Source organism: Mycobacterium angelicum (genome assembly GCF_002086155.1).
In the GTDB taxonomy this organism is placed as follows: domain Bacteria; phylum Actinomycetota; class Actinomycetes; order Mycobacteriales; family Mycobacteriaceae; genus Mycobacterium; species Mycobacterium angelicum.
Genome location: NZ_MVHE01000013.1, coordinates 82,236 through 108,024, shown reverse-complemented (window position 1 = coordinate 108,024; position 25,789 = coordinate 82,236). Strand labels below are relative to the sequence as shown.

At 65.7% G+C, this 25,789-nt stretch carries 24 protein-coding genes; 16 read left to right on the top strand and 8 right to left on the bottom strand.

The window, feature by feature from the left end:
* Positions 1–202: 202 nt before the first annotated feature.
* From BST12_RS11685 to BST12_RS11680, 3 genes are read right to left on the bottom strand one after another with little or no spacing between them, the layout of a single operon-like run.
* Positions 203–727, bottom strand: a complete 525-nt coding sequence (locus tag BST12_RS11685) for a hypothetical protein (RefSeq protein WP_083113276.1) — start codon at positions 725–727, stop codon at positions 203–205.
* A complete protein-coding gene (locus tag BST12_RS30805; RefSeq protein ID WP_139801624.1) occupies positions 663–1,109 on the bottom strand; it encodes a hypothetical protein in 447 nt (148 codons plus the stop codon). The genes BST12_RS11685 and BST12_RS30805 overlap by 65 nt, the downstream gene beginning before the upstream one ends.
* A gap of 2 nt (positions 1,110–1,111) precedes the next feature.
* Positions 1,112–1,414: a WXG100 family type VII secretion target gene (locus BST12_RS11680; protein ID WP_083113275.1), complete on the bottom strand. Its 303-nt coding sequence runs from the start codon at positions 1,412–1,414 to the stop codon at positions 1,112–1,114.
* Positions 1,415–1,590: 176 nt separating this feature from the next.
* Between BST12_RS11680 and BST12_RS11675 the strand changes: the two genes are divergently transcribed.
* From BST12_RS11675 to BST12_RS33370, 13 genes are all read left to right on the top strand, one after another.
* On the top strand, positions 1,591–3,429 hold the full coding sequence (locus tag BST12_RS11675) for an AAA family ATPase (RefSeq protein WP_083113274.1): 1,839 nt from the start codon (positions 1,591–1,593) through the stop codon (positions 3,427–3,429).
* A 20-nt stretch (positions 3,430–3,449) separates the two neighbouring features.
* Complete coding sequence (gene eccB, locus BST12_RS11670) at positions 3,450–5,036, top strand: type VII secretion protein EccB (protein ID WP_083113273.1); 1,587 nt, start codon at positions 3,450–3,452, stop codon at positions 5,034–5,036.
* Positions 5,036–9,214: a type VII secretion protein EccCa gene (gene eccCa / locus BST12_RS11665; RefSeq protein ID WP_083113272.1), complete on the top strand. Its 4,179-nt coding sequence runs from the start codon at positions 5,036–5,038 to the stop codon at positions 9,212–9,214. Before eccB ends, eccCa begins: the two co-directional genes overlap by 1 nt.
* A 313-nt stretch (positions 9,215–9,527) precedes the next feature.
* Entirely contained in the window at positions 9,528–9,824 is a 297-nt protein-coding gene (locus BST12_RS11660; RefSeq protein WP_170062102.1) for a PE domain-containing protein, read from the top strand.
* An 8-nt stretch (positions 9,825–9,832) separates the two neighbouring features.
* Positions 9,833–11,173: a PPE family protein gene (locus tag BST12_RS11655; protein WP_083113270.1), complete on the top strand. Its 1,341-nt coding sequence runs from the start codon at positions 9,833–9,835 to the stop codon at positions 11,171–11,173.
* 111 nt (positions 11,174–11,284) lie between these two features.
* Positions 11,285–11,599 (top strand): hypothetical protein, encoded by a 315-nt coding sequence (locus BST12_RS11650; protein ID WP_139801623.1) that lies wholly within the window; start codon positions 11,285–11,287, stop codon positions 11,597–11,599.
* 30 nt (positions 11,600–11,629) lie between these two features.
* Positions 11,630–11,923: a WXG100 family type VII secretion target gene (locus tag BST12_RS11645; RefSeq protein ID WP_083113268.1), complete on the top strand. Its 294-nt coding sequence runs from the start codon at positions 11,630–11,632 to the stop codon at positions 11,921–11,923.
* A 63-nt stretch (positions 11,924–11,986) separates the two neighbouring features.
* Positions 11,987–12,835, top strand: a complete 849-nt coding sequence (locus BST12_RS11640) for an ESX secretion-associated protein EspG (protein ID WP_083113267.1) — start codon at positions 11,987–11,989, stop codon at positions 12,833–12,835.
* 42 nt (positions 12,836–12,877) lie between these two features.
* Positions 12,878–14,239 carry a CpaE/TadZ family protein gene (locus tag BST12_RS11635; RefSeq protein ID WP_139801622.1) on the top strand — a complete coding sequence of 454 codons (1,362 nt, stop codon included), beginning with the start codon at positions 12,878–12,880 and terminating at the stop codon, positions 14,237–14,239.
* Between the two features lie 23 nt (positions 14,240–14,262).
* On the top strand, positions 14,263–15,822 hold the full coding sequence (gene eccD / locus BST12_RS11630; RefSeq protein WP_083113265.1) for a type VII secretion integral membrane protein EccD: 1,560 nt from the start codon (positions 14,263–14,265) through the stop codon (positions 15,820–15,822).
* Between the two features lie 4 nt (positions 15,823–15,826).
* Positions 15,827–17,254 carry a type VII secretion-associated serine protease mycosin gene (gene mycP / locus BST12_RS11625; RefSeq protein WP_139801621.1) on the top strand — a complete coding sequence of 476 codons (1,428 nt, stop codon included), beginning with the start codon at positions 15,827–15,829 and terminating at the stop codon, positions 17,252–17,254.
* Positions 17,251–19,245, top strand: a complete 1,995-nt coding sequence (gene eccE, locus BST12_RS11620; RefSeq protein ID WP_083113264.1) for a type VII secretion protein EccE — start codon at positions 17,251–17,253, stop codon at positions 19,243–19,245. Before mycP ends, eccE begins: the two co-directional genes overlap by 4 nt.
* A 70-nt stretch (positions 19,246–19,315) precedes the next feature.
* Positions 19,316–19,636 (top strand): helix-turn-helix domain-containing protein, encoded by a 321-nt coding sequence (locus tag BST12_RS33370; protein ID WP_245850252.1) that lies wholly within the window; start codon positions 19,316–19,318, stop codon positions 19,634–19,636.
* 6 nt (positions 19,637–19,642) lie between these two features.
* Here the strand turns inward: BST12_RS33370 and BST12_RS11610 are convergent, their stop codons facing one another.
* From BST12_RS11610 to BST12_RS11590, 5 genes are all read right to left on the bottom strand, one after another.
* Positions 19,643–20,281, bottom strand: a complete 639-nt coding sequence (locus tag BST12_RS11610; protein WP_083113263.1) for a maleylpyruvate isomerase family mycothiol-dependent enzyme — start codon at positions 20,279–20,281, stop codon at positions 19,643–19,645.
* Entirely contained in the window at positions 20,278–20,766 is a 489-nt protein-coding gene (locus tag BST12_RS11605) for an SRPBCC family protein (RefSeq protein WP_083113262.1), read from the bottom strand. The genes BST12_RS11610 and BST12_RS11605 overlap by 4 nt, the downstream gene beginning before the upstream one ends.
* Positions 20,763–21,086 (bottom strand): ArsR/SmtB family transcription factor, encoded by a 324-nt coding sequence (locus tag BST12_RS11600; protein ID WP_083113261.1) that lies wholly within the window; start codon positions 21,084–21,086, stop codon positions 20,763–20,765. The genes BST12_RS11605 and BST12_RS11600 overlap by 4 nt, the downstream gene beginning before the upstream one ends.
* Before the next feature lie 40 nt (positions 21,087–21,126).
* Positions 21,127–21,423, bottom strand: a complete 297-nt coding sequence (locus tag BST12_RS11595) for a DUF3349 domain-containing protein (RefSeq protein WP_083113260.1) — start codon at positions 21,421–21,423, stop codon at positions 21,127–21,129.
* Between the two features lie 133 nt (positions 21,424–21,556).
* Entirely contained in the window at positions 21,557–21,847 is a 291-nt protein-coding gene (locus BST12_RS11590; RefSeq protein ID WP_264063306.1) for a type VII secretion target, read from the bottom strand.
* Positions 21,848–21,948: 101 nt separating this feature from the next.
* Here BST12_RS11590 and BST12_RS11585 point away from each other — a divergent pair, with 101 nt between their 5' ends.
* The 3 genes from BST12_RS11585 (at position 21,949) to BST12_RS11575 (ending at position 25,785) form a co-directional block, all read left to right on the top strand.
* Positions 21,949–23,772, top strand: a complete 1,824-nt coding sequence (locus BST12_RS11585; RefSeq protein ID WP_245850251.1) for an alpha/beta hydrolase — start codon at positions 21,949–21,951, stop codon at positions 23,770–23,772.
* A 77-nt stretch (positions 23,773–23,849) separates the two neighbouring features.
* Complete coding sequence (locus BST12_RS11580) at positions 23,850–24,686, top strand: DUF3097 family protein (protein ID WP_083113258.1); 837 nt, start codon at positions 23,850–23,852, stop codon at positions 24,684–24,686.
* Positions 24,687–25,260: 574 nt separating this feature from the next.
* A complete protein-coding gene (locus BST12_RS11575) occupies positions 25,261–25,785 on the top strand; it encodes an OsmC family protein (RefSeq protein ID WP_083113257.1) in 525 nt (174 codons plus the stop codon).
* Positions 25,786–25,789 lie beyond the last annotated feature (4 nt).

Here is a 25,789-nt window from a genome sequence, read left to right as displayed (position 1 = left end):
TCCGCAGATATACCAGTGGCGTTCCGGCGAGCGCGATCCCTAGACCCAAGAAGAGCCCGGTGGACGGTGCGTAAAAAGCTAATCCCGCTATGAATAATACGAACCCCGATACGGTCCAAATGGCAACTCCCACAACAAAGCCCAGCACCGCTGAGATGACGTATCCGAATCCCGTTTTGGTCATCACGCTGCGGTCTGACGCTCAGCGGGCCGGCGTCGGTGTCGGGATCGGAGTGGGCGTCGGGGTCGAGGTAGTGGCCCCATCCGGGAGCTGAAGTTTGCCATCGACGATCTTTGCTCCGCACTGCACGGCATCGTTAATGAGCGTTCTTCGGTCTTCAACCAATTTGTTCTTTTCGGCTCGAAGACGGTCCTCTTCGGCTTGGTATTCGATTGCCTGGGCTAACTGATCTGGGTCTTTGAGGTTGAAATCACGTTTCTTGCGGTTGTGTTCAAGTATTCGACGGGTGAGGTCCCGGTCCCGACTATTCCACTCCTCAATTTTTTTCATCAACTTTGCTATGTCTTCGGATTTGCATTCGGGCGGGGGCGTCGTGGTCGTTGTCGTTGTGGTCGGGTCTTGCTTCCAGTGATGGTCGACCAACTGGATGCCGCTGCTCTTAGCCGGGGTGTTAGCCGTCAGCGCCGCGCTGAGCGCGCCATCAACCCGGTTGGCGTCGGCGACGGCGGCGACGAGCTGAGTTTGGAGTCGTAGCGCCGCCGCCATGAGCAGAGGAGACCGCATTCCCCCGGGGCGGCAAGGTGACCTGGTTGGTAGCTGGATTGATCACCAGCCCCAATTGTGCTGCGGCGCTGCGTAAGTCTGCGATGCGTTGCTTGATCTGGTCAATCCCGCCGGCTGCCGCATCGGTTGCTCCGGCGACATTGAGTGCTTGCCCGTGGTGTTGCAGCAGTGCCGAGCGGGTCTGGCCGATCGACTCATGTGCAGCATCGCGCACGACGCCTTGCCAGGTCGCGAACGTGGGCAGGGTGGCTAACGTTTCCGCGCTGGTTTGAGCGGCCGACGCGCGCTGGCGTGCCGCGGCTGCCACTTGGCGCACCGCAGCCGAGGACCATCGGTCGATGTCTGCGAGCGAAGCCACTGCCATGGCTACACCGTGATCGTGGTCAGCGGAGCGGCATTCTTGGCATCCGTGCTCGCCAAGGCCCGACCAGTGGTAGCCAGCCCAGTGCCGTCGGTGGCAAGCCGGCCGCCAAGAATCGCGGCCTCGGCATCCCATCCCTGAATCAGCGCGGCCAGCGCCGCGGCCGAGGTGCCGATCCATCCTGGTTGCGCGGCTTCCATCTGCCCTAGCGAGCTAGTGTGCGCGGCCACAAAAGCCGCATGTTGGTCCTGAACCTGTCCCGCCGAGGTGGCCAGATCCGCAAGATTGACGCGAAGCGGCGTTGTCATAAGTAAACCCCCTAACTAAGTGCATTAGGACGAGCTTAAGGCCGATGTGGACCCCCGTGCCATTCATGCCGTCGGCCCCACCGCGGAGGCCAGCTAGTATCGCAACATAGCTGCGCCCCAGCGTGCGCGCACGATCCCGGCTGCCAGCAAAGGATCGGACAGAGGATTGGTGAGGTATGTCCACAGGTGTCGCCCGGCCGCTCGACGTGTTCACGATCGGGCTGCGGCACCTGCGTAACCGTGAGACGCAGCAGGCCCGGGCGGCCTTCGCGCACGCGACCGAGGGCGACCCGACCATGTGCGACGCCTGGCTGGGCCGGATGGCCGCCGGTGAGCAAACCGTGGAGGTCACTGCCGGCGCCTACAACAACCGCGGCAACCTCGGCGCCGCACTTCGGCACGCGCAGATGCGTGTCGACCAGTTGGGCGTCCAGATCACCCTGACCCTGGGCACCATCGCCTTGCGGCTGCCGCTCAACGGGGATTCTGATCTCGCCATCGCTTATGCCGTCGCGCTGGCCGAAAGTAACCCGCCGCGCCTAAGCGCGGCCAACGAGGTCGTCGAGCGTCAGCTGCGCCGCTCTACCTCGACGGCCTTCGAACTCGACATGCTCGACTACGTGCGCCTGGGTCTGCTTGGTTTGGCGCGGCGCTGGCCGGATGTGCTCAGTTTCGAAAACTCGCAGCAGTGGCGCTCGGATCGCCCGGACCTGGTCAAGTTCCTCAACGCCGGAATGCTGGTCTGGAAGGTCTGGGCGCTGATCGGCATGGGAAATCCGGTGGAGGCGCAGCGCTTTGCCGAAAGCGGTCTCGAATCACAAGGCTTGCCAACGGATATGCACGCCAAACTCCGCCTGGCCCGTGGCTATGCGCTGCGCGCACAAGGTCAGCGCGAAGCGGCGATGACGGCGTTTCGCGAACTCAAAGCCTGGATCGCCTCACCGGAGGTCGACGCCGCCATCGCCGACCCGGACAAGGTGGTCGACCTCGTCACGGCCGAATCATTGGCTACCCGCACCGACATCTGGGACCCCGAGTCCGGCGAAACCGCTGCCGCGCTGGAAACCGCGGAACGTGACCGCAGCCGAGACGCGGTGCGCCAAGAAGCAATGGCATTGCTGGGCAAGCAGATTGGCATGGAAGGCGTCAAGAACCAGATCCGGCGCCTGGAAGCCAAAGTGGCGATGGATCAAAAGCGCGCCGAGATGGGTGTGGGCAGCAAGAAGGAGTTGGCGCTGTCCTACGTCTTCGTCGGGCCGCCGGGCACCGGCAAGACCACGATGGCGCGAGTACTGGCGAAGCTATTCTTCGGGCTCGGCCTGATTGCGAGACCCGACGTCATCGAGGCATCACGCCCGCAGTTCGTCGACGAATACCTGGGTAAGACCGCGCAGAAGACCAACGCCGTCCTTGACAAGGCGCTGGGTGGTCTGTTGTTCATCGATGAGGCTTATTCTCTTTATGCGCGTGGCTATTCCGACGGTGATGCCTACGGCGAGGAGGCGGTCAACACGTTGTTGGCCCGGCTGGAAAACGAGCGCAAAGCCGATCCCAACAAGAAGCTGGCCATCGTGATCGCAGGTTACGAACCCGACATCGACCGGCTGCTGTCGATGAACGAAGGTCTTGCGGGCCGGTTCACCACCCGGATCAGGTTCGAGTCCTACAGTCCCGCGGATCTGGTCAAGATCGCCGATTTGATCGCCATCGAGGAAGACGCGCTGTATTCGGCGCCGGCCCAGGATCTGTTGCTGGGCCACCTATCCAAGCTGGCCGAGGTCCAAATCGCCGACACCGACTCCGACGGACGGCCCCGGATGGTTCCCGCCCTGGACAAAGCCGGCAACGCCCGCTTCGTCCGCACCATCACCGAAAAGGCCGCCGAATATCGCGACTACCGCCTCAACACGTCCGGGGCGGCGCCCACCAAAGAGGCGCTGGTAACGCTAGAAGCCAGCGACGTCGACGAAGCGTTCCGCGAAGTCTGTGTCACCCAACGGATTTCGTTCGAATGAAGTAGTGGGGGTTGGGGGTAATGGCAGAGTTAGCAGGGCCTGAGCACCGGCGGCGCCGGCGCGGATTCCGGATGACCGCGAAGTATCAGGTCTCCGGTCTGCGTTTTCTGTACCGGCGAATGGCGCACGCGCTGGTCCGTCGCGACACCCGAATGATCGACGATCCGCAGCGGGCCCAGGCCGCACCGCTGATCCTTGGCCTGCTGCTCGCAGTCATCCTCGCCGTTGGCACCATCGTCTGGGGGTTGTTCTCGCCGGCCGGACTGGTCAGCAACGCGCGCATCGTGGTCGACCGCGACACCGGCGCAATGTATGTCCGTATCGGTCCTCGGCTGGACCCGGTCACCAATCTCACCTCCGCCCGGCTCATCCTGGGTTCTCCCGAAAATCCGGTGCGGGCCAGCGGTGCCGAAATCGCGAAATATCCGCGCGGCTCACTGGTTGGCATCGTCGGGGCGCCCACCGACATCCGCGACAGCACCGACCCGTCGTCGATCTGGACGGTATGTGACACGACCATGACCGGCGCCGCAGTCCCCTTGGACCCGGTGTCGGGTCTGCCGACCACGGCGATGTCGCCGGTCACCACCACCGCGATCGGTGGAAAGCTCGCAAAAAGCAATGACATCAACAAGCTTTCGGATAATCAGGCCCGATTGGTCAGCTACGACAAGCGGACCTGGCTGATCTATGCGCGCCCCGACGGCGAAGTCGTCCGCGCTACCGTCGAACTCACCAATTCGGTCGTTGCCGACGCGCTCGGCCTACGGGCGAACGACCTGATCCTGCCGATCTCGCAGGGCTTGTTCAATGCGATCCCGGCCGAGCCGCCGTTGGTGGCGCCACCTATCGCCGAGGTCGGCACGCCGCCGAAGTTCCCGGTCAATCGCCCGCTGACCGTCGGAACCATACTCAACGTGCGTGAATTATCCGGCGGGACAAAGTATTACGTAACATTATCCGACGGTGTACAGGAAGTCGGGCTGGTGCCCGCGACCATGATCCGGGCCGCCAACACCCAGGTGGGCACCAAGCCGGTGGAAATCGGGCCAGACGAGTTGGCGTCGCTGCCCAAGTCCCACCAGCTGGAGGTGTCCTACTATCCAGCCGCGCAAGTGCGGTTGGTGTCGGCCGCTCATGAACCGGTGACCTGCTGGTCGTGGTCGCGCGTCGGTGAGGAACCCACCGCCCGCACCGAGGTCATGGTCGGCCGGACGTTGCCCTTGACCGACAAACAGAACGCCGCGCTGACGCCGCTCGTCTCGGCGCCCAGTTCGAAGGGGATGACCGCCGATCGGGTCTATATGCCCTCAGGCGGTGGACGATTCGTTCAGATCACCGGCGCGGCAACCGATTCCAAGAACCGGGAAAGCTACTTCTGGATCGCCGACAATGGGGTGCGGTTCGGTCTGGACACCACCGACTCCAAGAGCGGGGACACGACGCTGTCGGCGCTTAATCTGCGCCACCCGGTGCCCGCGCCGTGGGTGGTGGTTTCGCTGTTCGCCCCGGGGCCGACGCTCTCGCAGCGCGACGCGCGAATCAAACATGACGGTGTGCCCGCGGATCGGGTGGTATCCAAGATCGACGACAAGGAGATGAAGTAGTGCGCATCAGCTTCTTGCGACCGGCCAACCCGGTGCCACCGCCCCGGATCATCCGCGATGAAATCGAGGTTCCGCCGCCCAAAGAGATAGAGCAGGGCGAGCCGGCCTCGCGGATCCGCACGGTTGGTCTGCCGATTCTGCTGATCGTTCTCATCGTCGGCATGGTCGCGTTGATGATCCGGTCCGGGCGCGCCTTCAGCCCGCTGATGATCCTCTTCCCGCTGATGATGCTTGGGGGAGTGGGCGGTATGGCGTTCGGCCAGCGCGGCGGTACCGGCACCTCGCGCGCTCAGGTGCTCGAGGACCGCAAGGCCGCCACCCGCGGGCTGGGAATGATCCGGGAGAAGGTGTTCGACCGTGGCCTGAGCATGCACGCCGGGCTGCAAAGCTCCTACCCAGACCCGCAGATGCTGGCCAGTCGCATTGGCGGCGAACGGATGTGGGAAGTCGTGCCGACCGGCGACGGCTTCACCGCGCTGCGCTACGGGCTGGGCGACGTCGAGTTGGCCGCGCGCATCGTCGCACCCGAAGCGCCGCCGGGGGAGTTCCTGGAACCGGTCAGTTGGGTGTCCACGGTGCGCTTTTTGCGCCACCACTCCACCGTGTCGTCGATGCCCGTGGTGGTGACGGCAGCGCGCTTTCCGGTGATCGGCTTCACCGGCGACCGCGACGGGACGCTCGGCATGGTCCGGTCAATGCTGTTGCAGGCGGCCGTTACGCACGGCCCGGACAACCTGGCCATGGTGGTGCTCACGGACAACCCCGATGCGCCGGAGTGGAGCTGGATGAAGTGGCTGCCCCACACCCAGCATCCTTACGAGCTGGATCGGCTGGGCAGCGCCCGGATGATGTACCGCGACTGGTCCACCCTGCAGACCAGTCTCGGCGGTGACGACGCCGATCCCGACGACCCCAACAAAGTCATCGACTTCACGATGAACTTCAACCCCGACCCAGAATTCAGCACCGACAACTACCGCCACGTGCTGGTGGTGGTGGATTCGGCCGTCACCGACAAGCTCGTCGACTCGGTGATCGCCCCCCGCGCCGGCGTTACCTGGCTGCTCATCGGCCCACCCGAGAACGCCCTCAACGCCGAAGAAGGCATCACGTTGCGCTGCGATCCAGACGGCAGCGTGTGGCGCAGTGAGGCGGATCGGCCGCTGGCCGATCCAGTGAAAGTCGCTGTCGCCGACAATGTTTCGTTGATCGACGCGCGGACCGTAGGCCGGCAACTGGCCCGCTACGAAGTCGCCACCCTGGCCAACATGGGCCGCCAAGCCAAACAAGCCGAACGCGGCCGGGACTGGCAGACGCTGATGCGGGTGCGCGACCCGGGCACCTTGGAACCGCTGGATTTGTGGTCGGTCATCAACCGCTACGACGACAAGCGGCGGCTGAAGATTCCGATCGGGTTCCTGCAGAACGGCGACCGTCTCGAACTGGACATCAAACAAGCGGCCGAAGGCGGCACCGGGCCACACGGACAGCTGCTGGGCACCACCGGTTCGGGAAAGTCGGAATTCCTGCGCAACCTGGTGATCAACGGCTGCGTCACCCATTCTCCCGATGTGCTCAACTGGTTGCTCGTCGACTTCAAGGGTGGCGCCACCTTCAACGGTCTCGATGAGCTGCCGCACGTGAGCGCGGTGATCACCAACATGGAGCAGGAAGCCCACCTGGTGGCGCGGATGAAGGAGATGATCAACGGCGAGATCGACCGCCGCTACCGCATCTTCCGCGAGGCCAAGGAACTCAACGCGCGCTACGACGTCAAGGACCTGCGCGACTACGAGAAGCTACGGGAACGCGGTGTCGATTTGCCGCCGCTGCCTTCGCTTTTCATCGTGATCGACGAGTGGGCCGAGTTGCTGCAGATGCACCCCGACTACGGAGAACTGTTCCGGCGCATCGGCCGGGTCGGGCGATCGGTCGCCCTGCACCTGCTCTACGCGTCGCAGAACCTCGACAATTCCGGACGCGCCAGTGGTCTGGAAACCAACATCGGCTACAAGATCGGCCTCAAGACCCAAACCGCGTCGGATTCCCGTGCGCTGCTTGATGGTTCCGATGCGGCCTACCGGCTTTCGGGCAGCCCAGGGCACGGAGTGCTGCGCCCCACCGGCGGGGACCTGATCAGCTTCTACGCGGGCTGGACTGGCGCGGCGTACTTCCCGCCGGTGGTTCCGACGGCGGGTTCGAATGGTCACCGCGGCATCGGCAGCACCACGGACCCGAACCTGGTGGAACCGCGAGCCTTCACCGCCGCGCCTCAACCATTGCCGGATACCGGTCCCGCTGAGCCGGAGTTCGTCGAGCCGGAACACACCGAAGAGGAAATCGAGAGCGCGCCAACGGTGTTCACCACGATGATCGGCCGCCTGAAGAGCGCTAGCTTCCCCCCGCCCTATCGGATGTGGCTGCCCCCGTTGGAGGCCACCACGCTAGACATCATCGAACCACAGCTGCGGGATTGGCAGGTCCCGACGAATGATACGATCGCCAATCTTGTTGTGCCCTTCGGGATGTTCGACAATCCGCTCAGGCATGAACAGCCCGAGTGGCTGCTCGACGCCGAGAAGAATCTGCTGATCCTCGGCGGCAGCGGCGCGGGCAAGTCCACCGCCGTCAAGTCGCTGGTGTGCTCGCTGGCGCTCGCCAATACCCCAGAGCAGATTCAGATGTACATCGTCGACTACGCCGGCGGCGGCTTGAGTCCGCTGGCCGACCTGCCCCATGTCGGGGCGGTGGTGACCCGCGCCGATCCCGACGCGATCAACCGGATCTTGATGCAGATGGGTACGCTGTTGACGGCCCGCGAGCGCCTGTTCCGGGAGAACCGCATCACGATCGGCGAGTATCGGCAAGCGCGTACCGACCCCGATTGCCCGTTCCTGGAACAGGATCCGTACGGCGACGTCTTCGTCATCATCGACGGGTGGGATGCCGCGGTAGCCCAGGACCAGGTGTTGCAGTTCCGCGGCGGCGAAGTCGAGGCGCTGATCGTCGGTGCCCGCAACTACGGGCTGCACTTCGTGCTCACCACGGCGCGAGTGGTCGAGATGCGCGGTATCGAGCCGAACCTGAACACCGTGGTCGAGCTGCACAACGAAACAGAGCTGTCCCGGGTGGGTTCGCAGCTGGCCAAGCAGCGACGCAAAGCCCCCGGCCACGCGATCACCACCGACTCGCAATTGCAGGGCCTGGTCAGCCTGCCGCGGGTGGACTCCATCGCCGAGTCCGCCACAGTCCCGTCCGGGATGACCGCGCTGGTGCAGATGGTCGCCGAGCGGTTCGAGGCCCGCGGAGCCGAACGACTCAAGACCCTGCCGACGTCGCTGACCCGAGATCAGTTGGCCGCCATGGTCGCTGCCGCCGACAAAGCCGCCGCCGCCGACCCGCGCCAAGTTCAGCTGGCCGACAAGCGCCGGCTACGGATCGCACTGGGCGTGCGGGAGGACACGCTGGGACCCGCATACGCCGAGATGTACCGGGAACCGCACCTGCTGATCCTCGGCGAGGCGAAGAGCGGCAAGAGCGAGCTCATCGGCACCGTCTGCGACAGCATCGGCCGTCGTTTCGCAACCAAGGACGATGCCTTGATCGTCCTGATCGATCCGCGGCGGCGCCACCTGGGCAAGGTCGATATGAAGAACGTGTTCGGCCACGTTCATCGAGAAGAAGACATTCAGGGCGTCAACGAGGCGCTCTACCACGAGCTGAACCTGGCCGCCCGCAGCGTGCCCCCGGACCTGGATGCGGATACGCGCGCCGCGCGCGCCTGGTGGAGTGGGCCGGAGATCTTCTTCGTCGTCGACGACTACCACCTGATCGTGGACCCGCGCGCCATAGAAAAACCCGTCTTGCACGCGATGGCGCCCTGGCTGCAGAACGAGCCGTTGGCCCGGGGTTTCCACTTCGTCATCGCCCGCGGCTCCGAGGAGCTCTACCTGGCGAGCAACCGGGACCCGCTGATCAAACGGATGCTGCAGGATCGCGCGCCCACGGTGTTGCTGTCAGCCGATAAGTTCGACGGCCAGATCGGTGAGACGAAGTTCGAGCGGTTCCCCTTCCCGGGCCGCGCGCGGTACCTCGAGGCGTCGCTGGGGCGCAAGAATCGCATTCAGGCCGCTTGGTCGGGCGTTCGGGAAAGCCGGGACACAGACTTCGAGGACTAGCCGGTTCGCGAGCCTGCAATTCTGCAGGCCCGCTCTCGCACTTTCCCTGCAGATTTGCAGTCTCGGCGAATTGCGCCCGCCTATTCAACATGCGTCAGCCGCCGCTATTCAACACGCGTTAGCCGGGCTATTCAACACATGTTAGCTAACTGATCGAGGTGGGTAACCACACCCAGCGCCGGACAACAGCACGGCCCAGCAAGGTGAGTTGCGGCTGCCAGCATCAAGAAGGCAATATTTACCACCAGAGGTAAAAATCGGCGCTAAGCTGTGGAATAACAGACGCTGCGCTGAGGGGCGAGGGGGTTTGCTAGTGATTACCCAAGTTGAGACAGAGGCTTTGCTGGCTGGGGTCGTAGACGTGGTCAGCAACGCTGCCACCACGGCTTCGGTGGTTGCTGGTGGTGCGCCGGCGGGCATCGCTCCGGCACCCGCGGGGGCCGACGAGGCATCAGCGCTGGCGTCGATGAATACCAGCGTGCACACCGCGGAATTTCTTGCCACCGCCGCGCAAGGCACTTTCCTGCTCGGGCACTATGCGGGCACCTTAGGCATCACCGGCCTTGGCTACGAAGTGGTCGACGACGGCAACGCCGCAATGCTGGCTTAGACCCGCCGATGGTCGCAGCTCCGCCTGAGGTAATCACCGGCCGATTGATGTCGGGCGCCGGCGCCGGTCCCATGCTGGGCGCTTCTGCATCGTTCACCGCCGCCGCGGCGGCCTACGAAGCGGCCGCCGACCGTCTCGAGGCACACCTGGCCTGGCTGATGAACGCCTGGCAGTCGCCCACGTCGCTGGCGGTGCTTTCGGCGGTGACGCGCTATGTCGTCTGGCTGCGCGTGGTGCAGGTGCAACTGGTTGCCTCGGCGGCACGAACTGCCGATCAGGCGGCTGCCTTCGCCACGGCCTACGCCACCATGGCCCAAATGGTTGAGATCGTCGACAACCGGGTCACCACCGCGATCTTGCACGCCACCAATTTCCTTGGCATCAACACGATTCCGATCGGTGTCCGGGAGGGTCAGTACGTCGAGATGACCATTCAGGACATCACCGTGCAGGAGACCTACCTGGCGGCCAGCATGGCTAACACCACATTCGAGGCCTTCGTGCCGGCGGTTCCGATCGTGGTGGGAATGCCCGTCCTCCCGCCGGTGATCGAACAAGCCGTCGTCGCGGCCGAGCGCGCGGGGGACACCCTGATGCTGGCCGCGGCCAAGGCCGAGTCGACCGCGCAGTTGATGGCCCAGACGTTCGGCCAAGGCGCATCGGTAGGCACCGCGGCAGCCCAATGGGCCAGAGGCGCCGCCCAGCAAGCCGATCCCCGCGACGCCCTGGACCGCTACCGCGACGCCCAATCCCGGCAGCAGAACATGGCCGACAAAATGGGCAACCAGCTGATGCGGCAGGTGCCACAGCAGCTTGCCCAGGGGGTGTCGCAGGCGGGGCAGATTCCCCAACAGGCGATGCAACTGGTGACGCAGCCCTTGCAACAGGTCGGTCAGCAGGTCCAGCAGTTCGGGTCGCAGATCGGCAACCTGATGTCGCAGGTGAACCCGGAGCATCGCGTCGATTCTCCCGGCTTCTTCGACACCCAGCCGTCATCGCCGACACTGGACCGCCTGGCCGGCAGCAACATCGGCGTCCCGGCGATGACGGCCGCGGTGCGGGTACCCAGCCTCGGCGGCCTCTCGGCCGCCTCGACCGGCTTCCGCTTCCCCAGCGGCTGGGACAGCGCGCTGCCGCCGTCGGCGGTGGGCGAACCCCCGATGACCGGCCGGCCGCTGACTTCCGGCATCGCCCCGCTGCACGCCCTGCACAACCGGGGCGACGACGAGGAGGACGCGAAGGCGACCCGGCCGACGCCCGAACTCGTTCCGGTGTGGGGCACCGAACCTATTGAACTGCAAACCGTTTCGGCCGGCGAACTGGTCGAACAACGGCAAGAGGCGGTATGACCCGGTGATCACACGCTTGCACTCAACGCTATTCGGAGTGCGCCATGCCATTTGGCACGGAGATAGCAGGAATGGCGATACACCCCTGGAATCACAAGATTGGAGATGCTGATGTCAGCCCCCTTGTCGGTGGATACCGCCAATTACCTCGCTCAGACGAAAGGGCTCATGAGCCTCGTCGAGGAGACCCGCACCAACAACCAGCACCTGCTGACCGCGGCCGGCAACTTCGAGCAAGCCAACCGCGGGCAGATGGGCAGCGTCGCGCAATCGGTGCTGGCCGACTTGTACTCGACGGCAAACCAGAACAACCAGGTCCTCGACAGCATCACCACCGGTCTGACCACCACGCACAGCCAGTTCGACGGCCAGGAAGCGACCAACGCCTCCGCGGTGCTGCACGCCGGCGGCTCGATCTACTCGTAATCACCCCCAAGTCTTAAGGAGCAACACATCATGGCCGATGTTCTGTACAACTACCCCGCGATGCACGCGTGCATTGGCGAGATGAGCCAGATCCACGCCACCGCTATCGCACTGAAGATGGCCGGCATAGGGCACCGCCAGGCGCTGGCCGCAAGCTGGACGGGTACCACGCAGGGTTCATTCGACGACGCGTACAACGCGTTTCTCCGGGTCAACGAGAACCTCGAGCACGCCACGCAACGCGTCATCCACGCTCTCACCACGGGCACCATGGACATGCAGAGCACCGAAATCCAGGCCTGCGGGAACTTCTCCGGAGCCTAAGCTGTCCAAAAGCCAAGTTGCGCAGGCCATCTGGACGCGGACCCGACGGTAGGATCCCAACTCATGGCAAAGCGATCGCAGCTGCTGGCGGCGGCGCACCTCAGCGTCGACGGGGTGTTGTTCCTCAAACGGCTGCTGGGCATCGAAAGCCTGCCAGCGGTGCTGGCCCTGCTCGACAACGTCTACTACGCCGCCGATCAGGCCGTGGTCGATGACCAAACGGTCCCGGTGCTCGTCGGCAGCGGACTGTTGTCCATCGACGGCGCGGTGGAGCCCTCGCTACTGAGGTGGCTGCGGGTGCTCGAACGGCCCGACATCGACGTGTCGTTGCGGGCGGTGGACGGCGAACGGATGCGCCGCGCGGTCCTGGCCCGCAGCGGAGAAGACCACGTGCTGGCGTTGCGGCGCAACGACGAAGTGGTCATCCAGGGCGTGTGGTCGCACGGACAGTCGGTAGACGACGTGCTGTGCGCGCCGCTGTGGGCGGCGATGCGGGTCAGCCAGGAGCAGCTCGCCCCGCCGCCCGCGGACATGGAATCGGTGACGTTGCCCTGGGCGGAGGTGAAAGAACTGGCTGCGGGGGAGCCGGGTAAAAACCTGCGGTGGCTGCGCGACCACGGGGTGGATGCGGCGTCGGCAAAGATCCTCAATGACATGTCGACGTATTCGGGCCAGCGCGCTGAACTCGTCATCCGGCAAGACCAGGGCATCACCTCGTTCCAGGCTCCGGCCGGTGTCGGTGTGGCCGACACGGCTGCGGGCAGGGTTGTATCGGCGGTGCGGCGTCAAGGCAGCCAGTTCTATGTGACATTCGGGCCCGGCACATACGCGCGGTTTCGCGCCGCGATGGCCGATTTAGTTGAATTGACTCCGGCTAAGAATTGGTTCGCTGCGACTTCGAGGTCGAACTGATGAGGGGTATGCTCGCGCAGCTAACAAGGAGGATAAGTCCTGGTGAGTGACGATCTCGAGATTGCGAATGCACGACATCAGCTACCCAGACCGGATGAGTCTCAGGTGCAGGACGGCCAAGACAGTGCGCCACCGCCGTCGCTGGTTCCGGTCGATCAGCCGGCGCAGCCACCATCACCGCTGCCGGGCCCGCCGCCGGGGCCACTGACCGCGGCGGCTCCGCCGCCCGGGCAGCGCGAGACGGTGGCCCAGCGAATTCCGCCGCCGCCTCCCGGTGCCTTGTGGGGCAATCCGCAACACCAGCCGTCGCAGTGGGGTCCGCCGTCCGGCCCGATCGCGCCGCATGCCGCACCCCCAAGGAACGCGGCCGTCGACACCCGGATGCAGGTCCCCGCGCCCGGGCCCCGGCCCGATGCCGCGCCCGACAGCGATCAATACCGCCGTCCGGCGGCCCCAATTCAGGCCGCTGCCACCGGTATTCGTCAGGAACTCATCCAAGTTGCCACCGAAGAGCGTTCCCCGCGGGCCAACACCGGCGTACGCGGAGCGCTCAACAACCTGGGCTTGGCGCTGCCGCCGAGCGCTAAGGAACAGGCGCACCGCGACGTGCTGCGCCGCATCCGGGCCAGCAAGCAGAAGATGTATTCCATTGCGGTCCTGACCCTTAAGGGCGGCGCCGGCAAGACCACGGTGACTTCGGCGCTGGGGCAGGTGTTCGCCTCAGTCCGCGGCGACGGGGTCATGGCCGTCGACGCTGACCCGTCCTCCGGTGATCTGCCGATGCGCACCGCGCCGCACCCCGAGAACCTGTCGATGGTCGATCTGATCCAGGAAGAAGATCTCACCCAGCGCGACTTCGTCATGCGGTTCCTGTCGACCACCGACACCGACCTGCAGGTTCTGGCCAACGGCTGGCGCGCCGACGACGACCGGGTACTCGAACCCGAGGACATCCGCGACGTCCACGAAATCGCCTCGCATTACTACAGTTTGCTGCTGTGGGACGGTGACACCAACCTGCACTCGCCGCTGGTGCGCGAGGTGCTGTCCAAGTCGGATGCGGTGGCGCTGCTGGTGCAGGCATCGCCGCAGGGGGCGGTGGCCGCCGGCAACGCCATCGACTGGCTGCGGTTCCACGGATTCGAGGGTCTGCTGGCCCGCACGGTGCTGGTGGTCAACGAATCCACCGCCAATACGCGCGTCAATATGAATTCGCTGTTGACCGTGCTGCGGCGACAGCAACTCAAGATTCACCGCATTCCGTTCGACAAGCACCTCGACGAGGGTCTGGCCGTGGACCTGGCCAAACTGCGCAAGAAGACGCTGCGGGCGTTCGAAGAACTGGCGGCCATGCTGGCCGACGACTTCACCGTCCCGCAACCGCCCGTTGCGGTACCGGCTTGAGCTAATCGGAAGAGGGACAACCGATGTCAGTGGTATTGCCCGCCGCCCCGCTGCCGGCCGAGCCGGCCCCAGACCACGGCTCTGGGCACGGGCCGGTGGCCGCGGTGCCCGAGCAGCTGCGGCTGTGCATCCATGTCGGGAACTACTTCGTCGACACATCGGTGTCGGCGCACGCGCCGCTGTCGGTGGTGATGGAAGGGCTGGTGCCCTTCCTGGTGGAGACACTGCGCAATGAAGGCCTGACAATCGATTTCGATCGCGCCGCGGTCTACTCGCTGGCCGCAGAGGGCGCGACGGCGTTTCCGCGCACGACGACGCTGGCCGACGCCGGTGTGCTCGACGGTGCCCGGCTGATCCTGCGGGAAGTGCACTCCAACGAGGTATTCCGGCCGATCATCGAGGACTCGGCCGATGCTATGGCCGAATTCAATGCGGCCAAGTTCGCGTCGTTCAGCGCCGCCACCGCACGGACTTTGGGCCTGGTCGGGTTGATCGCCGGCTCGGTGCTGCTGGCGGTGCTCAGTATCGGGGCGTGGTGGGCGAATTCGAGCATCGTGTGGTGGTTGCCGCCGACCGCGGCGCTGACCTTGATCACGGTGACGGGCGCGGTCATCGCCGCCCGGCGTGGGGCGTCCCAGATCAGCTACACGCTGGGGCTGGCCGCGCTGCCGCTGGCGCTGGCCGCGGGTTGGGTGGCCGTTCCCGCCGATGACGGTGTCGCCGGGCACTGGACGGCGGCCAACATTTGCGCCGGCATCTTCACCGTCGGTGGCGTGTCGCTGATTGTGTTGTGGCTGACCGGGATTGGCGTCACCGCCCATACGGCGGTGATCACCCTTTCCGTTGCCGGGGCCGTCGCCGCCGCGGTCCGCGTTTACACCGGCTTCGACGGACGCCAGATCGCCGCGGTAGCGGTGCTCGTAGGTGCCGTTCTGATCAGCTGCGCTCAGGCGCTGGCGCTGGGTTTGGCGCGGGTGCGGCCACCGAGCTTGCCACCGCCGGGGGAGGATATCGACCGCAGCGAACTCGAGGAAGCGGCGCTGGTAGTCGAGGTGTTCGATGACCCGAGCGGGGTCCGATCGGTGGCGCTGGCCGAAAGCGAAGACGCCCAATTGGAGCGGCGCTCAAGGGCTTCCAACAAATACCTGACGGGTCTGTTCATCGCGGCGGTGATCATCACCGCCGTCGGGGCGGTGGCCGCCGTGCACCCGCAAACCCACTACTTCTACGGCGAAGTCGCCCTGGCGATCATCACCACGCTGGTGCTGGGGCTGCGCGGCCGCTCGTTGACCGACCGCGTGCAGGCGGTCACGTTTTTCCTCGGCGCGTTTGCCGTCGCCGCCGGGCTGGCCATCACGGTGGTGCTGGGGGCACCCAATCCGGTGGTCCAACTCAGCGTCGTGGCCGGAACCGCCCTCGCGGTTCTGCTGGCGGCGCTGGCAGCGTTGCGGCTGCCCGGAGCCAAGGTCTCCGAGCTGACCGCGCGCCGCACCGAAAACCTGGAATTCCTCCTCATTTTGGCCGGGCCGCCGTTGGTGGTCTGGATAACCGGCACCTTCGCAGCCCTGCGGAATCTGTTCTGACGCAATGAGAACTCTCACCTTGGCGCGCGGGCTGGCAGTGCTGGTCACCGTCGCGGCTCTCGTTGCGGTGACGCCGGCCGGCGTCGCCGTCGCGGTGAACCCACCGAATCCCGATATCGGTGCCGCCCCGCCGGACGGTCCGCCCAGCCCCGACGTGTCCATGCGCAAGAACGGCGCCTGCGTCGTCGGCGGCGTGCTACCCAATTCCGATCTGTCCAAGCCACCGCCGCCGTCGGTGTCGCTGCAGCTGGACAAGGCGCACACGTTCTCCACCGGAGCCGGCGTGGTGGTCGCCGTCATCGACACCGGCGTGCGGCCGCAGCCCCGGCTGCCGGGCATGATCCCCGGCGGCGACTACGTCGACCCAGCCGGCAACGGCTTCGACGACTGCGACGGGCACGGCACCATCGTGGCCGGAATCATCGGCGCCGCACCGGCTTCCACCGACGGACTGGTCGGTGTGGCACCCAACGCACAGATTCTGGCGATCCGGCAGACCTCGGCCGCCTACATTCCCGAAACCGGCTCGGCCAACCCTGACGATCCCACCGCGTCGCGCACCGCCGGCGACATCCGCACGCTGGCGCGCGCGATCGTGCACGCCGCCAACCTCGGTGCGCGGGTGATCAACGTGTCCGTGGTGTCCTGCGTGAAGGCCACCACCCCGATTGATCAGGCAACTTTGGGCGGGGCGCTGAAATACGCCGTCGATATCAAGGATGCGGTCGTGGTCGCCGCGGCGGGCAACATCAACGGCGTCGACGCCGGGGCCGGTCAACAGAACAACTGCCGCGCCAACCCGGATGTCGATCCCGCCCATCCCGAGGACCCCCGCAATTGGGCTGGTGTGACGTCGATTTCGACGCCGTCGTGGTTCGACGACCAGGTGCTCTCGGTGGGATTCGTATCGCCGGACGGAGTGCGGGCGCAGAACTCGATGTCGGGTCCCTGGGTCGACGTGGCGGCACCGGGCTCGGGCATCGTGTCGCTGAGCTCTGCCGGGGAGACCGTCATCAACGGAGTACCCGGCAGCGAAGGGCCGCTGGTGCCCATCGCCGGGACCTCGTTCGCAGCGGCCTACGTGTCGGGCCTGGCCGCCCTGCTGCGGTCGCGCTTCCCGACGCTGACGGCCCATCAGGTCATTACCCGCATCATCACCACCGCCCACGCGCCGGCGCGCGGGGTGGACAACGTGGTCGGGCGCGGAATGATCGACCCCGTAGCGGCTCTGACGTATGAGATGCCGATTGAGGGCCGGCCCGCCGCGACGGTTCAGGCGGCTCAATTGGCCGTGCCGCCGCCACCTCGCCCCCCCGACCTCAAGCCCAAGTACGGCGCGGCCATCGTGATGGGAACCGTTGTGGCGGTGCTCGTTGTCGTTGGCGTGGTGGTCGCGGCGACCGGTGTGCGCCGGCCGGGGCGGCCGCGATGAGCCGGCGCGGCCGGGTGCAGGCGCACCGCACCGGGTGGCTGCGCTTCGGCCTGCCCTCGGCGCTGGTGTTCACCCTCGTGATCTGCGCCCTGGTGCCCACCACGACCGGGCCGCACGGCGACGGGCTACTCGTATGGCCGTCGGCGCTCATCGCGCTGGCAGCGTTCGTGGCATTGTTCGTGCCGATCCGGGGCCGGGTGCTGCTGGTCGAGTGGATCGCGGTGGTGCTGGCGTTCTGGCAGCGCCGCAACCGCCCGCTGGTCGGCGAATTGCCGACAGCCACCGACGTCAATGCCATCGCCGGTAGTGCCGGTGTGCGGTGGGACGGCTACAGCGTGGTGTCGGCTGTGGAGATCGTTCCCGCGCCGGCGCTGACTCACGAAGCCGGCGGCCGTGCAGTCACCGACAGTGCGCTGCCGCTGGATCTGGTGGTGTCGCTGATGCGCCACTACGATCTCAACCTCGATATCGACATCGTGTCGACCGGCCGCCATGTGCCGTCCGGATCGGCCTATCGCACCGTGTACTCCGAAATCGTCGGTCCGCGACCGATAATCGGGCAGCGACGTACCTGGCTGGTCCTGCGCCTGGACGCCGAGGACAACCTCGCCGACATCGTGACGCGCGGGCCCTCGGGCAGTGCGGCGCCCAAGGCGTTGGTGTCGGCCACCCATCGCGTGGTGCAGCGCTTGCAGCAGGAGCGGATCCGCGCCTACGCCCTGTCCGCCGCGGAACTCGACGACCTCGGCGCGATTCTGCTCCAACCCGTCGGGACCAAGGGCAACCGGGAACGTTGGGGCACAGTGGAATCCGGCCCCAACTACATCAGCAGCTACGTGGGCGACCCGGCCACCCTCAGCGCCGAACAACTGGACCGCTGGTGGTCATGGCGCACCGAAGATGCGGTCGTCATGCTTCGGCTCTCGGGCATGGGCACCGGCACGGTCAAAGTTGGATCGGTGGTGCGATATGTGACCCACGGTAAGGCCTACCGGCCGCTGGCCGGGTCGAACCTCGCGCTGCCCACCGGTGTGCAACGGCTGATGCTGACGGCCCCACTTCCGGCCGGCGACCGCAGCCTCGAAGTCGCGCTGCCTTCAATCAGCGTTTCGCAGCTCAGTGGACTTCGCATCCCGGTCGGGCCATCCGGGCAACTGCTTGGCCAATGCGACGACGGCACGATGGTTGCCCTGGCGATGTGGGACCAAAGCGGCCAGCCACAGCGGCGCCGGATCGATGCGAGGGTCAGTGTCGCGCTGGCGCACCAGCTGGTGTTGCGGGCGATCGTGACGGGTGCGGTTGTTGGCATTCACACCAATTCGCGTCCGCACTGGGACAACCTGGTGGCCGCGGTGGGCGACACGTCGCGATTGTTCTATGCGACCGCGGGCGCATTCGCTTGTGACATAGCCGTTTTCGATGGGCGTCCGGTTACCACGGTGCCGGCGCGCACGGTGATGCGCCTGCTCGAGCCGGCCGCGCCGGCAGTCGGCGGCGCCGACGTCACGATGGTCGAGGTCGACGGCCAGGCCTTGCAGATCAGCGTGGGATCCGCCGAGCCCGAGCTGGTACGGATCATCCGCAGCCGCGAAGAAGACCGCTATCTCGCACACGGTGAGCCCGAAGCCGTTCCGCGCCGGTCGGTGTCCACCGAGCCCACCCTGACCCGCACGGCGCGCCAACCGCAACCGCAGACTCCCGAACCGGCGCCGGTCCGCACGCCCACACCACCGGAAGCAGCTGCCGACACCGCGGCGCTGGCCCCCGCCGGCGGCCCTTCGCGACAGCGCAATATCGCAGGGCCACAACGCGTTACGCGCGTCCCGTGGCCCGAGTCGGGTACGCAACCTGGGCAGACCCAGTCGCGCCCGCAGCGGCCGCGCCGCCAGTTCACTCTGCCGCAGGATCCACCCGCGGCGCCGGCCGACGGGCAGTCCGATATCACGCAGCCGAATCCGGAGCGACGGGTTCGGTGGCGGGGGCGCGAATAGATGCCGCACAAGTGATGGGGAATGGGATGCAGGGGAGGACGAAAGATTATGCGGAGCGAGGTTGTCGGCCATGACTGATGGAGCCGAGCGTTACCAGTTGCACGACGGGTCGCGGGCGGACCCGCCACATCCGGCCACGACTTATTTCGCCCAGCGCTTACAGGAATTGGCGGCAACCACCAACGTTCGCACGCTGGACGCCAGCGCGCGGGTGCGCCGGTTGACACCCCTGCGGTTGCAGAAGCTGCTCAAAGAGCAGGCGCCGGACCTTCCGGTCTCCCAGACGCAGATGTACCGGTACTACCACGGCGAGGCGGCGCCAAGGCTGGACGTGGTTTGGGAGCTCGCGCGACTCTTCGGCGTATCACCGCGCGATTTCCTGCCGGACTGACCCCCGCTACTTGATTCGCTTTGCCAGCGTTGGTTTTCCGGGACCGGACAGGTCGTCGATCGCCGCGGGCCTACCGGTCATCGCCATGAGAAGTGCCTCGCCCGTGCCGGTCACCTCGGGCCCGTTGCCGTGCGTCCAGTCGATGTCGGTTGCGCGCAGTCGCAATCCCCGTATGCGTCGGCCGGCCCCTAACCGGGGGTTACCCGGGACCACTTCGAGAACGCGTTTGAGTCGTTCGGCGGGGATGGTGCGAGGCTGGCCGAGCGCGCGCCGGATGTCTTGGTGGTGGACCACGCCGTCGACCAATGCGATCGTGCCACCGAAACCCGCGGTCAGGCCGCGGGGTTGGAGATGCTTATCCACGTAATCAAGCAGCTGTTGCGGGCTCAGCCCGGCGAACTCGGCAACGCCGACCTCGTTGGCCCGCACTACGCGTCCTTTCAAAAACCGCATGACCAACCCTTTGGTGTCCAGCTCCTCATAGCTGAACATATGGGCGACAACGTCTTTGACACTCCATCCGGCACAGAGGCTGGGGGCCTCCCACTGCTGCGGAGTCAGGGTCGCCAGAAATTCCGCGAGTTCGGCCCGCTCGGTGCGGGCCATCTCCATCGTCGTTCCCGGTGTCGAATCTGCCGGGCTCATGGTCGCACCTCGGCGCCGAACAGGTCGGCGTAGCGGCGTAGGTAGAGCGGCCACCCGGCCTGGTTGTCGACACCCTTGGCAACGGACTCCCAGCCCGGGCCGTGCCGGTGGAGATGGCGGTGTTCGAGGTCGAGGCGTGTCGTGTCGGCGGATTCCGCGGTGAAGCGGACTTCGACTTCACTGGTCTTGGATAGATCGGTTTCGGGCTGCCAGGTTGGGCCGATGTCCCAGGTGAACACGACTCGACTCGGTGGTTCATAAACCAGGACGCGTGCCCATCGGCACACGCTGCCGTCCACGCCGCGGTCGTAGATGTACCCCCCGGAGTGGCATTCGAATATCGTCTCGGCGATCGGCGCTGCGAGCAGATTGTGTTCGCGAGGCTTGAAATCACCGAAGCGAGCGGTGAATACGGCGAAGGCCCGTTCGATGGGGGCGTTGACCACAATGTGGTGCCGGATTGCTTCGGGTTGCATCTGTGTCATGCGCCGTCTCCTTCTGTATCGATGATCTGTGCGTAGGCGCTCAGCGCTTGTGTCCAGAACCGGTCGAGGTCGGCGCGCAATGCCTGAAGGCCTGCCGGGTCAAGCTGGTAGACGCGCCGCGTGCCGGCTGAACGATCGCAGACAAGCCCGGCGGACTTGAGCACCTTCAGATGCTGAGACACTGCGGGTCGGCTGACCGGCAGCTCGCGGGCCAACTCGCCGACCGCCAACGGCCCATGCGCCAGACGTTCCATGATGGCCCGCCGAGTCCCGTCGGCCAGGGCCTGCCACGCCGCACCGGTGCCTTGGTAAGTGGGCACGAACCGTAAGTCTAGACTTACGGATGCGCCTAATCAATACCTACCTCTGACGGCCGCGCGCGCACCCGAGTGTGTCGAGTCGATCGTGTACGCGTTCAATGTCGTCCAACGCGGGCATGTCCTGCGTCAACCGGGAGATGGCGACCCCCACGTCGGCGTTGCCGATCAGCCAGCAGCCCTGCGCTATGAGTTCCTCTGTGACCTTGATGATCTCGTCGTCGGCCAACCGACGCCGGGACAGAGCGACCATGGGCACATAGCCCGTGATCGGCATGCCGGTGGGATAGCCGGTTCGAAAGAAGGCGACGATCTTGGGCATCCACTCGGCCAGAGCCATGGGACCACCTCGCTAACGGAGCGCTGAGTATCGACTGCGGTTCTGGCGCAGGCAAGCAACCTAACAGCGGGGCTACCACCGGGCTGGCAGCGCCACACGGTCCGCAGGCCGTTGTTGCCGATTCGTTAGCGCGTTACCGGTGGGGGACGCGCTGGGCGTTGTTCAGGTCGGTGGCGACGACCGCCTGGGCCGCGACGCGAATGGCCGCGGCATGGGTGTGGTAGCGCTGAGCGAGTTGCTCGCCGCTCATCTGCAGCTTTGCCAGGTACTGGCTGAGGGCGACGCTGAAGACCGCGCCCGCGGCCCCGTACGCCGGGATCGAGGCGACCAGTGCCGGATCGGGTTCGCACGCTGTCATCACTTCGGCCGCCAGGGCATCATTGGCATCGCCGAAGGCCGTCACTCTGGCCGGGTCCATGGACATTGCTTGCGTCATATGCCTTCACGCCCCCTGATTCGCACCATAAACGCTTCCCCAACATTACCTGCCTTGTCGCTGCTGCGGGGCTTGGTTAGGTTGGCAAAGTGGGGACTTCCATCGATGCCGCTCTGGCGGCGTTGAAAGCTTTGCTGGGATCCGGTGATCCGGTGGCTCCGCGCGTCCCTAATCTGCCGGCAGAGCCGCCGCCCTGGCCCCCATGGACCGGCGATCTGTCCGACGCGGCCCAGATCAGCAGCGCCGACCTGGACGGCCAGCGCAAGCGCCTGTACACCCAGCAGGTAAACGCGTTTCCCGTCATCACCGCTGCCGGGCAGACCCTTACCCACGCGCGCAAGCAGCTCGACGCAGTCATTGCGGCCTGGCAGGCCGACAAGTTCAGTCTCAGCGGGCTGGCGAATACACCCGCGGGTCAAAAGGCACTGCTGGCCGCCGGCCGGATCAGACTGGGCGAGGCCGGTGGCGTCATCCGCGATGCCATGCACGAATTCGCCCGGGCCGCACAGCAACTCAACGCCATCTCCGATGACTTTCCGCTCACTGCCGGTCAAGGCAGGACGGCCCAGCTGGAGATGCCGCAATTGCCGCCGGACGGCGCAACCACCCAAGACGTCGAGAACTGGTGGAACTCGTTAAGCCAGGAGGACAAGGAACGGCTCATCGCCGCGCACCCGCAAAAGCTGGGGATTCTCAACGGTATTCCGGCGGCGGTGCGCGATCCGGTCAACCGTGCGGTGCTCAACGACGACCTGCACCGGGTGCAGGACCTGGCCAAGCTCAACGGTGTCGACCCCAGCGCGGTCGTCAGCGACCCCGCCAAGTATGGGTTGACCGCAGACGATATCACTAGATACACCAACGCGATTCAAACCAGGAACGGTCTAGAACACGACCGTACCTGGACCGCGGACGGCCAAAACAACGGCGACCGGCCGGTGATGTTGTGGGCCTATGACCCCCTGGCGTTCCAGGGCAGAGGCAAGGCCGCCATCGCGATCGGCAACCCCGACTGGGCCCGCAACACGGCGGTGATCGTGCCGGGTACCGGCAGCAGCGTGAAAGCCGGTTGGCTGGCCGGAGGGCGCAACGACGCCGCCGTGCTCTACGACCAATCCAGGCTGGCCGACCCGGACAGCACGTCGGTGATCGCGTGGATGGGCTATGAAACACCGGACAGCTTCGGTGACCCCGACATCGGCAACACGACCTTGGCGCGCCAGGGTGGCAACCTGCTGGCCGCCGACGTCAACGGTTTGACAGTGACACACAACGGTCCGGCCAACATCACCGTGATCGGGCACTCGTACGGATCCACCACGGTGGCCGACGCGTTCGCCAACAGCGGCATGCACGCCAACAACGCGATCCTGCTGGGCTGCCCGGGAACCGATCTGGCCCGCAGCGCCGCCGATTTCCACCTTCCCGATGGCGGACATGTCTACGTGGGTGCGGCCTCCACCGATCCCATTAGCTGGGTGCCCGAGCTGGGCTCGACACTGCAGAACTATCTCAACGACGAGCTCGGCAACCTGGTGGGTGCCTCGGCAGGACTGGGTTCCGACCCGGCGGCAGACAGCTTCGGGTCGATCCGCTTTCGCGCCGAAGTTCCCGGTGCCGACGGACTGAATCCCAGCGACCACTCGTATTACTACACCGTGGGCAGCGAATCGTTGCGCAGCATGACCGACATCGTCAGCGGGAACCCGGGCCGCCTCATCGACGACAACTTGATCGCCGAAGGACGGCACCTGCCGCATCTGACGACGCCCAGCCAGGTCAATATTCCCGGGCTCGGCCGGGTCGAGATCCCCCACATCGACATCCCGTTGCCCGGTCTTGGGGGTATCGACATCGAGCCCGAAACGGGCCGCGGCGGTGTCGGCAGCAATCACGAATACGTGCCGAAATAACACCGGCGCAAGCATTTTCGATAGCAGGACGGCGCGCCGCCACCCGTAACCAGGCAGTCACTTCCTAGACTGCCCGCGTGGACGATCGCTATGGAACCGATGTGCTCGCCGACGGACCGCGGCGCAAACCCCGCTCGGTCGAGCACCCGGTCGAGATCGGGATGGTCGTCGAAGATGCCCAGACCGGATACGTGGGCGCAGTGGTCCGAGTCGAATACGGCCGCGTCGACCTCGAAGACCGGCACGGCCGTACCCGCGGATTCCCGCTTGGCCCAGGGTATTTGCTCGACGGCCAGCCGGTGATCCTCACCGCCCCGCGCCGGCGCGCCCCGGCGGCCGCAACGCGAACGGCGTCGGGGTCGGTCGCGGTGCGGGGCGCGCGGGCGCGGGTGGCGCGCGCCAGCCGGATCTACGTCGAAGGCCGTCACGACGCCGAACTCATCGCCCAGGTCTGGGGGGAGGACCTGCGTATCGAGGGCGTCGTGGTCGAACACCTCGGTGGCGTGGACGACTTGGCGGGCATCGTGGCGCAATTTCGTCCGGGTCCGCGGTGTCGGCTCGGGGTGCTGGTCGATCACCTCGTTGCAGGTTCCAAGGAATCGCGCATCGCCGACGCGGTGCGCCGGGGCCCGGGCGGCGCGGACACGTTGGTGGTCGGTCATCCGTATGTCGACATCTGGCAGGCCGTCAAGCCACAGCGGCTCGGTCTGGCCGCCTGGCCCACTGTGCCGCGCCACCTCGAGTGGAAGCACGGGGTTTGCGATGCGCTGGGGTGGCCGCATGCCGACCAGACCGACATCGCCCAAGCCTGGCGGCGCATCCGCTCGACGGTTCGCGACTGGAATGACTTGGAACCGGAGTTGATCAGCCGGGTCGAGGAACTCATCGACTTCGTCACGGCGCCGGCGGCCTAAAGCCTGTCGACGGCCGCGTCCCCCGATCTGGGGACGCAGCGGGTCGTATTGCTGCGGGATCCGGAATTCAACCCGCCGTTCACTGTTCGGGGGACAGTCGAAGGATTCAAATGAGCGCAGGATGGGGCACCGCGGATTCGTAGCAAATCGAATCTCGGTGATCACAACCCAGCCCGCGAAGGAGGTGACCGCTTGTCCCACGAACTTCTGTTCTGCGAGACCGAGACCACGTGCTCGAACGCATTTTTTCGTGCTGAGGACGCCGAATGAGCGCTGAGCTCAATTAGCGCCACACTGAATAAAAACCCGCACATCATCGCTACCTTGCCGATGGTGTGCGGGTTTTCGTATAACGGCCGTTGGCAACGTGTTTCGGCATCCGGTGCCGAAGTCATTCCCGCGACCGGACGGTGCCAAAAAAACCGCCCGTCACCGTCGCTTTGTTTCATTCATGTAAATCAATTGGGGAAGCCGTCACGTTTGCGTACCCGCCGAACACTAACGACGTGAAAGGCCATGAAAGGCCTGAGTAAGACCCACCAACACCTAGCCGTAATGGAACGGAGGAAATTTGATGACCGATGTGCTTGTCATCGATGCTGAGGGGCTCGACCGACTGTCCTGCAACGCCAAAGCTGACCCCAGCACGGGCAAGAAGACCCTGAAGGCGAAAACGGTTTGTGAGGCCGGGTTCCGCAACATGACTTATGTGCGCGACCTCGCCCCGATGCTGGTCGGCGAGCCACCCGCGCTGCTGGGTGATGACTCCGCCCCCAACCCGTCGGAAACCACGCTGGCCGCGTTGGGTTCGTGCATCTCGGTCGGCCTGTTGGCCAACGCCACCCACCGGGGCGTGACCCTCACCAAGATCGAGGTCGAGATGGAGGGCGACATCGACATCTCCGCGGTGTGGGGCGTCGGCGACACCCCGGACGGCAAGGTGCTGGGCTTTACCGCGGTCCGGTGCAACGTCACCCTGGCCGGGGATGCCGACGACAAGACCCTGCGGGAGATTCACGACAACGCGATCGCGTGGTCGCCGGTGGTCAACACCTTCCGCCGCCCGGCAACCGTCGATTCCACGCTCGCCATCGGCTAGGCAT

Coding starts and splice junctions, on each gene's coding strand:
- eccD (WP_083113265.1), top strand. CDS start 14,263: ATGTCAGTGGTATTGCCCGCCGCCCCGCTGCCGGCCGAGCCGGCCCCA.
- BST12_RS11595 (WP_083113260.1), bottom strand. CDS start 21,423: ATGGCTCTGGCCGAGTGGATGCCCAAGATCGTCGCCTTCTTTCGAACC.
- BST12_RS11650 (WP_139801623.1), top strand. CDS start 11,285: ATGTCAGCCCCCTTGTCGGTGGATACCGCCAATTACCTCGCTCAGACG.
- BST12_RS11610 (WP_083113263.1), bottom strand. CDS start 20,281: ATGAGCCCGGCAGATTCGACACCGGGAACGACGATGGAGATGGCCCGC.
- BST12_RS11685 (WP_083113276.1), bottom strand. CDS start 727: ATGGCGGCGGCGCTACGACTCCAAACTCAGCTCGTCGCCGCCGTCGCC.
- BST12_RS11645 (WP_083113268.1), top strand. CDS start 11,630: ATGGCCGATGTTCTGTACAACTACCCCGCGATGCACGCGTGCATTGGC.
- BST12_RS11575 (WP_083113257.1), top strand. CDS start 25,261: ATGACCGATGTGCTTGTCATCGATGCTGAGGGGCTCGACCGACTGTCC.
- BST12_RS11590 (WP_264063306.1), bottom strand. CDS start 21,847: ATGTCCATGGACCCGGCCAGAGTGACGGCCTTCGGCGATGCCAATGAT.
- BST12_RS11605 (WP_083113262.1), bottom strand. CDS start 20,766: ATGACACAGATGCAACCCGAAGCAATCCGGCACCACATTGTGGTCAAC.
- eccB (WP_083113273.1), top strand. CDS start 3,450: ATGGCAGAGTTAGCAGGGCCTGAGCACCGGCGGCGCCGGCGCGGATTC.
- BST12_RS30805 (WP_139801624.1), bottom strand. CDS start 1,109: ATGGCAGTGGCTTCGCTCGCAGACATCGACCGATGGTCCTCGGCTGCG.
- BST12_RS11675 (WP_083113274.1), top strand. CDS start 1,591: ATGTCCACAGGTGTCGCCCGGCCGCTCGACGTGTTCACGATCGGGCTG.
- BST12_RS11680 (WP_083113275.1), bottom strand. CDS start 1,414: ATGACAACGCCGCTTCGCGTCAATCTTGCGGATCTGGCCACCTCGGCG.
- eccE (WP_083113264.1), top strand. CDS start 17,251: ATGAGCCGGCGCGGCCGGGTGCAGGCGCACCGCACCGGGTGGCTGCGC.
- BST12_RS33370 (WP_245850252.1), top strand. CDS start 19,316: ATGACTGATGGAGCCGAGCGTTACCAGTTGCACGACGGGTCGCGGGCG.
- BST12_RS11640 (WP_083113267.1), top strand. CDS start 11,987: ATGGCAAAGCGATCGCAGCTGCTGGCGGCGGCGCACCTCAGCGTCGAC.
- BST12_RS11655 (WP_083113270.1), top strand. CDS start 9,833: ATGGTCGCAGCTCCGCCTGAGGTAATCACCGGCCGATTGATGTCGGGC.
- mycP (WP_139801621.1), top strand. CDS start 15,827: ATGAGAACTCTCACCTTGGCGCGCGGGCTGGCAGTGCTGGTCACCGTC.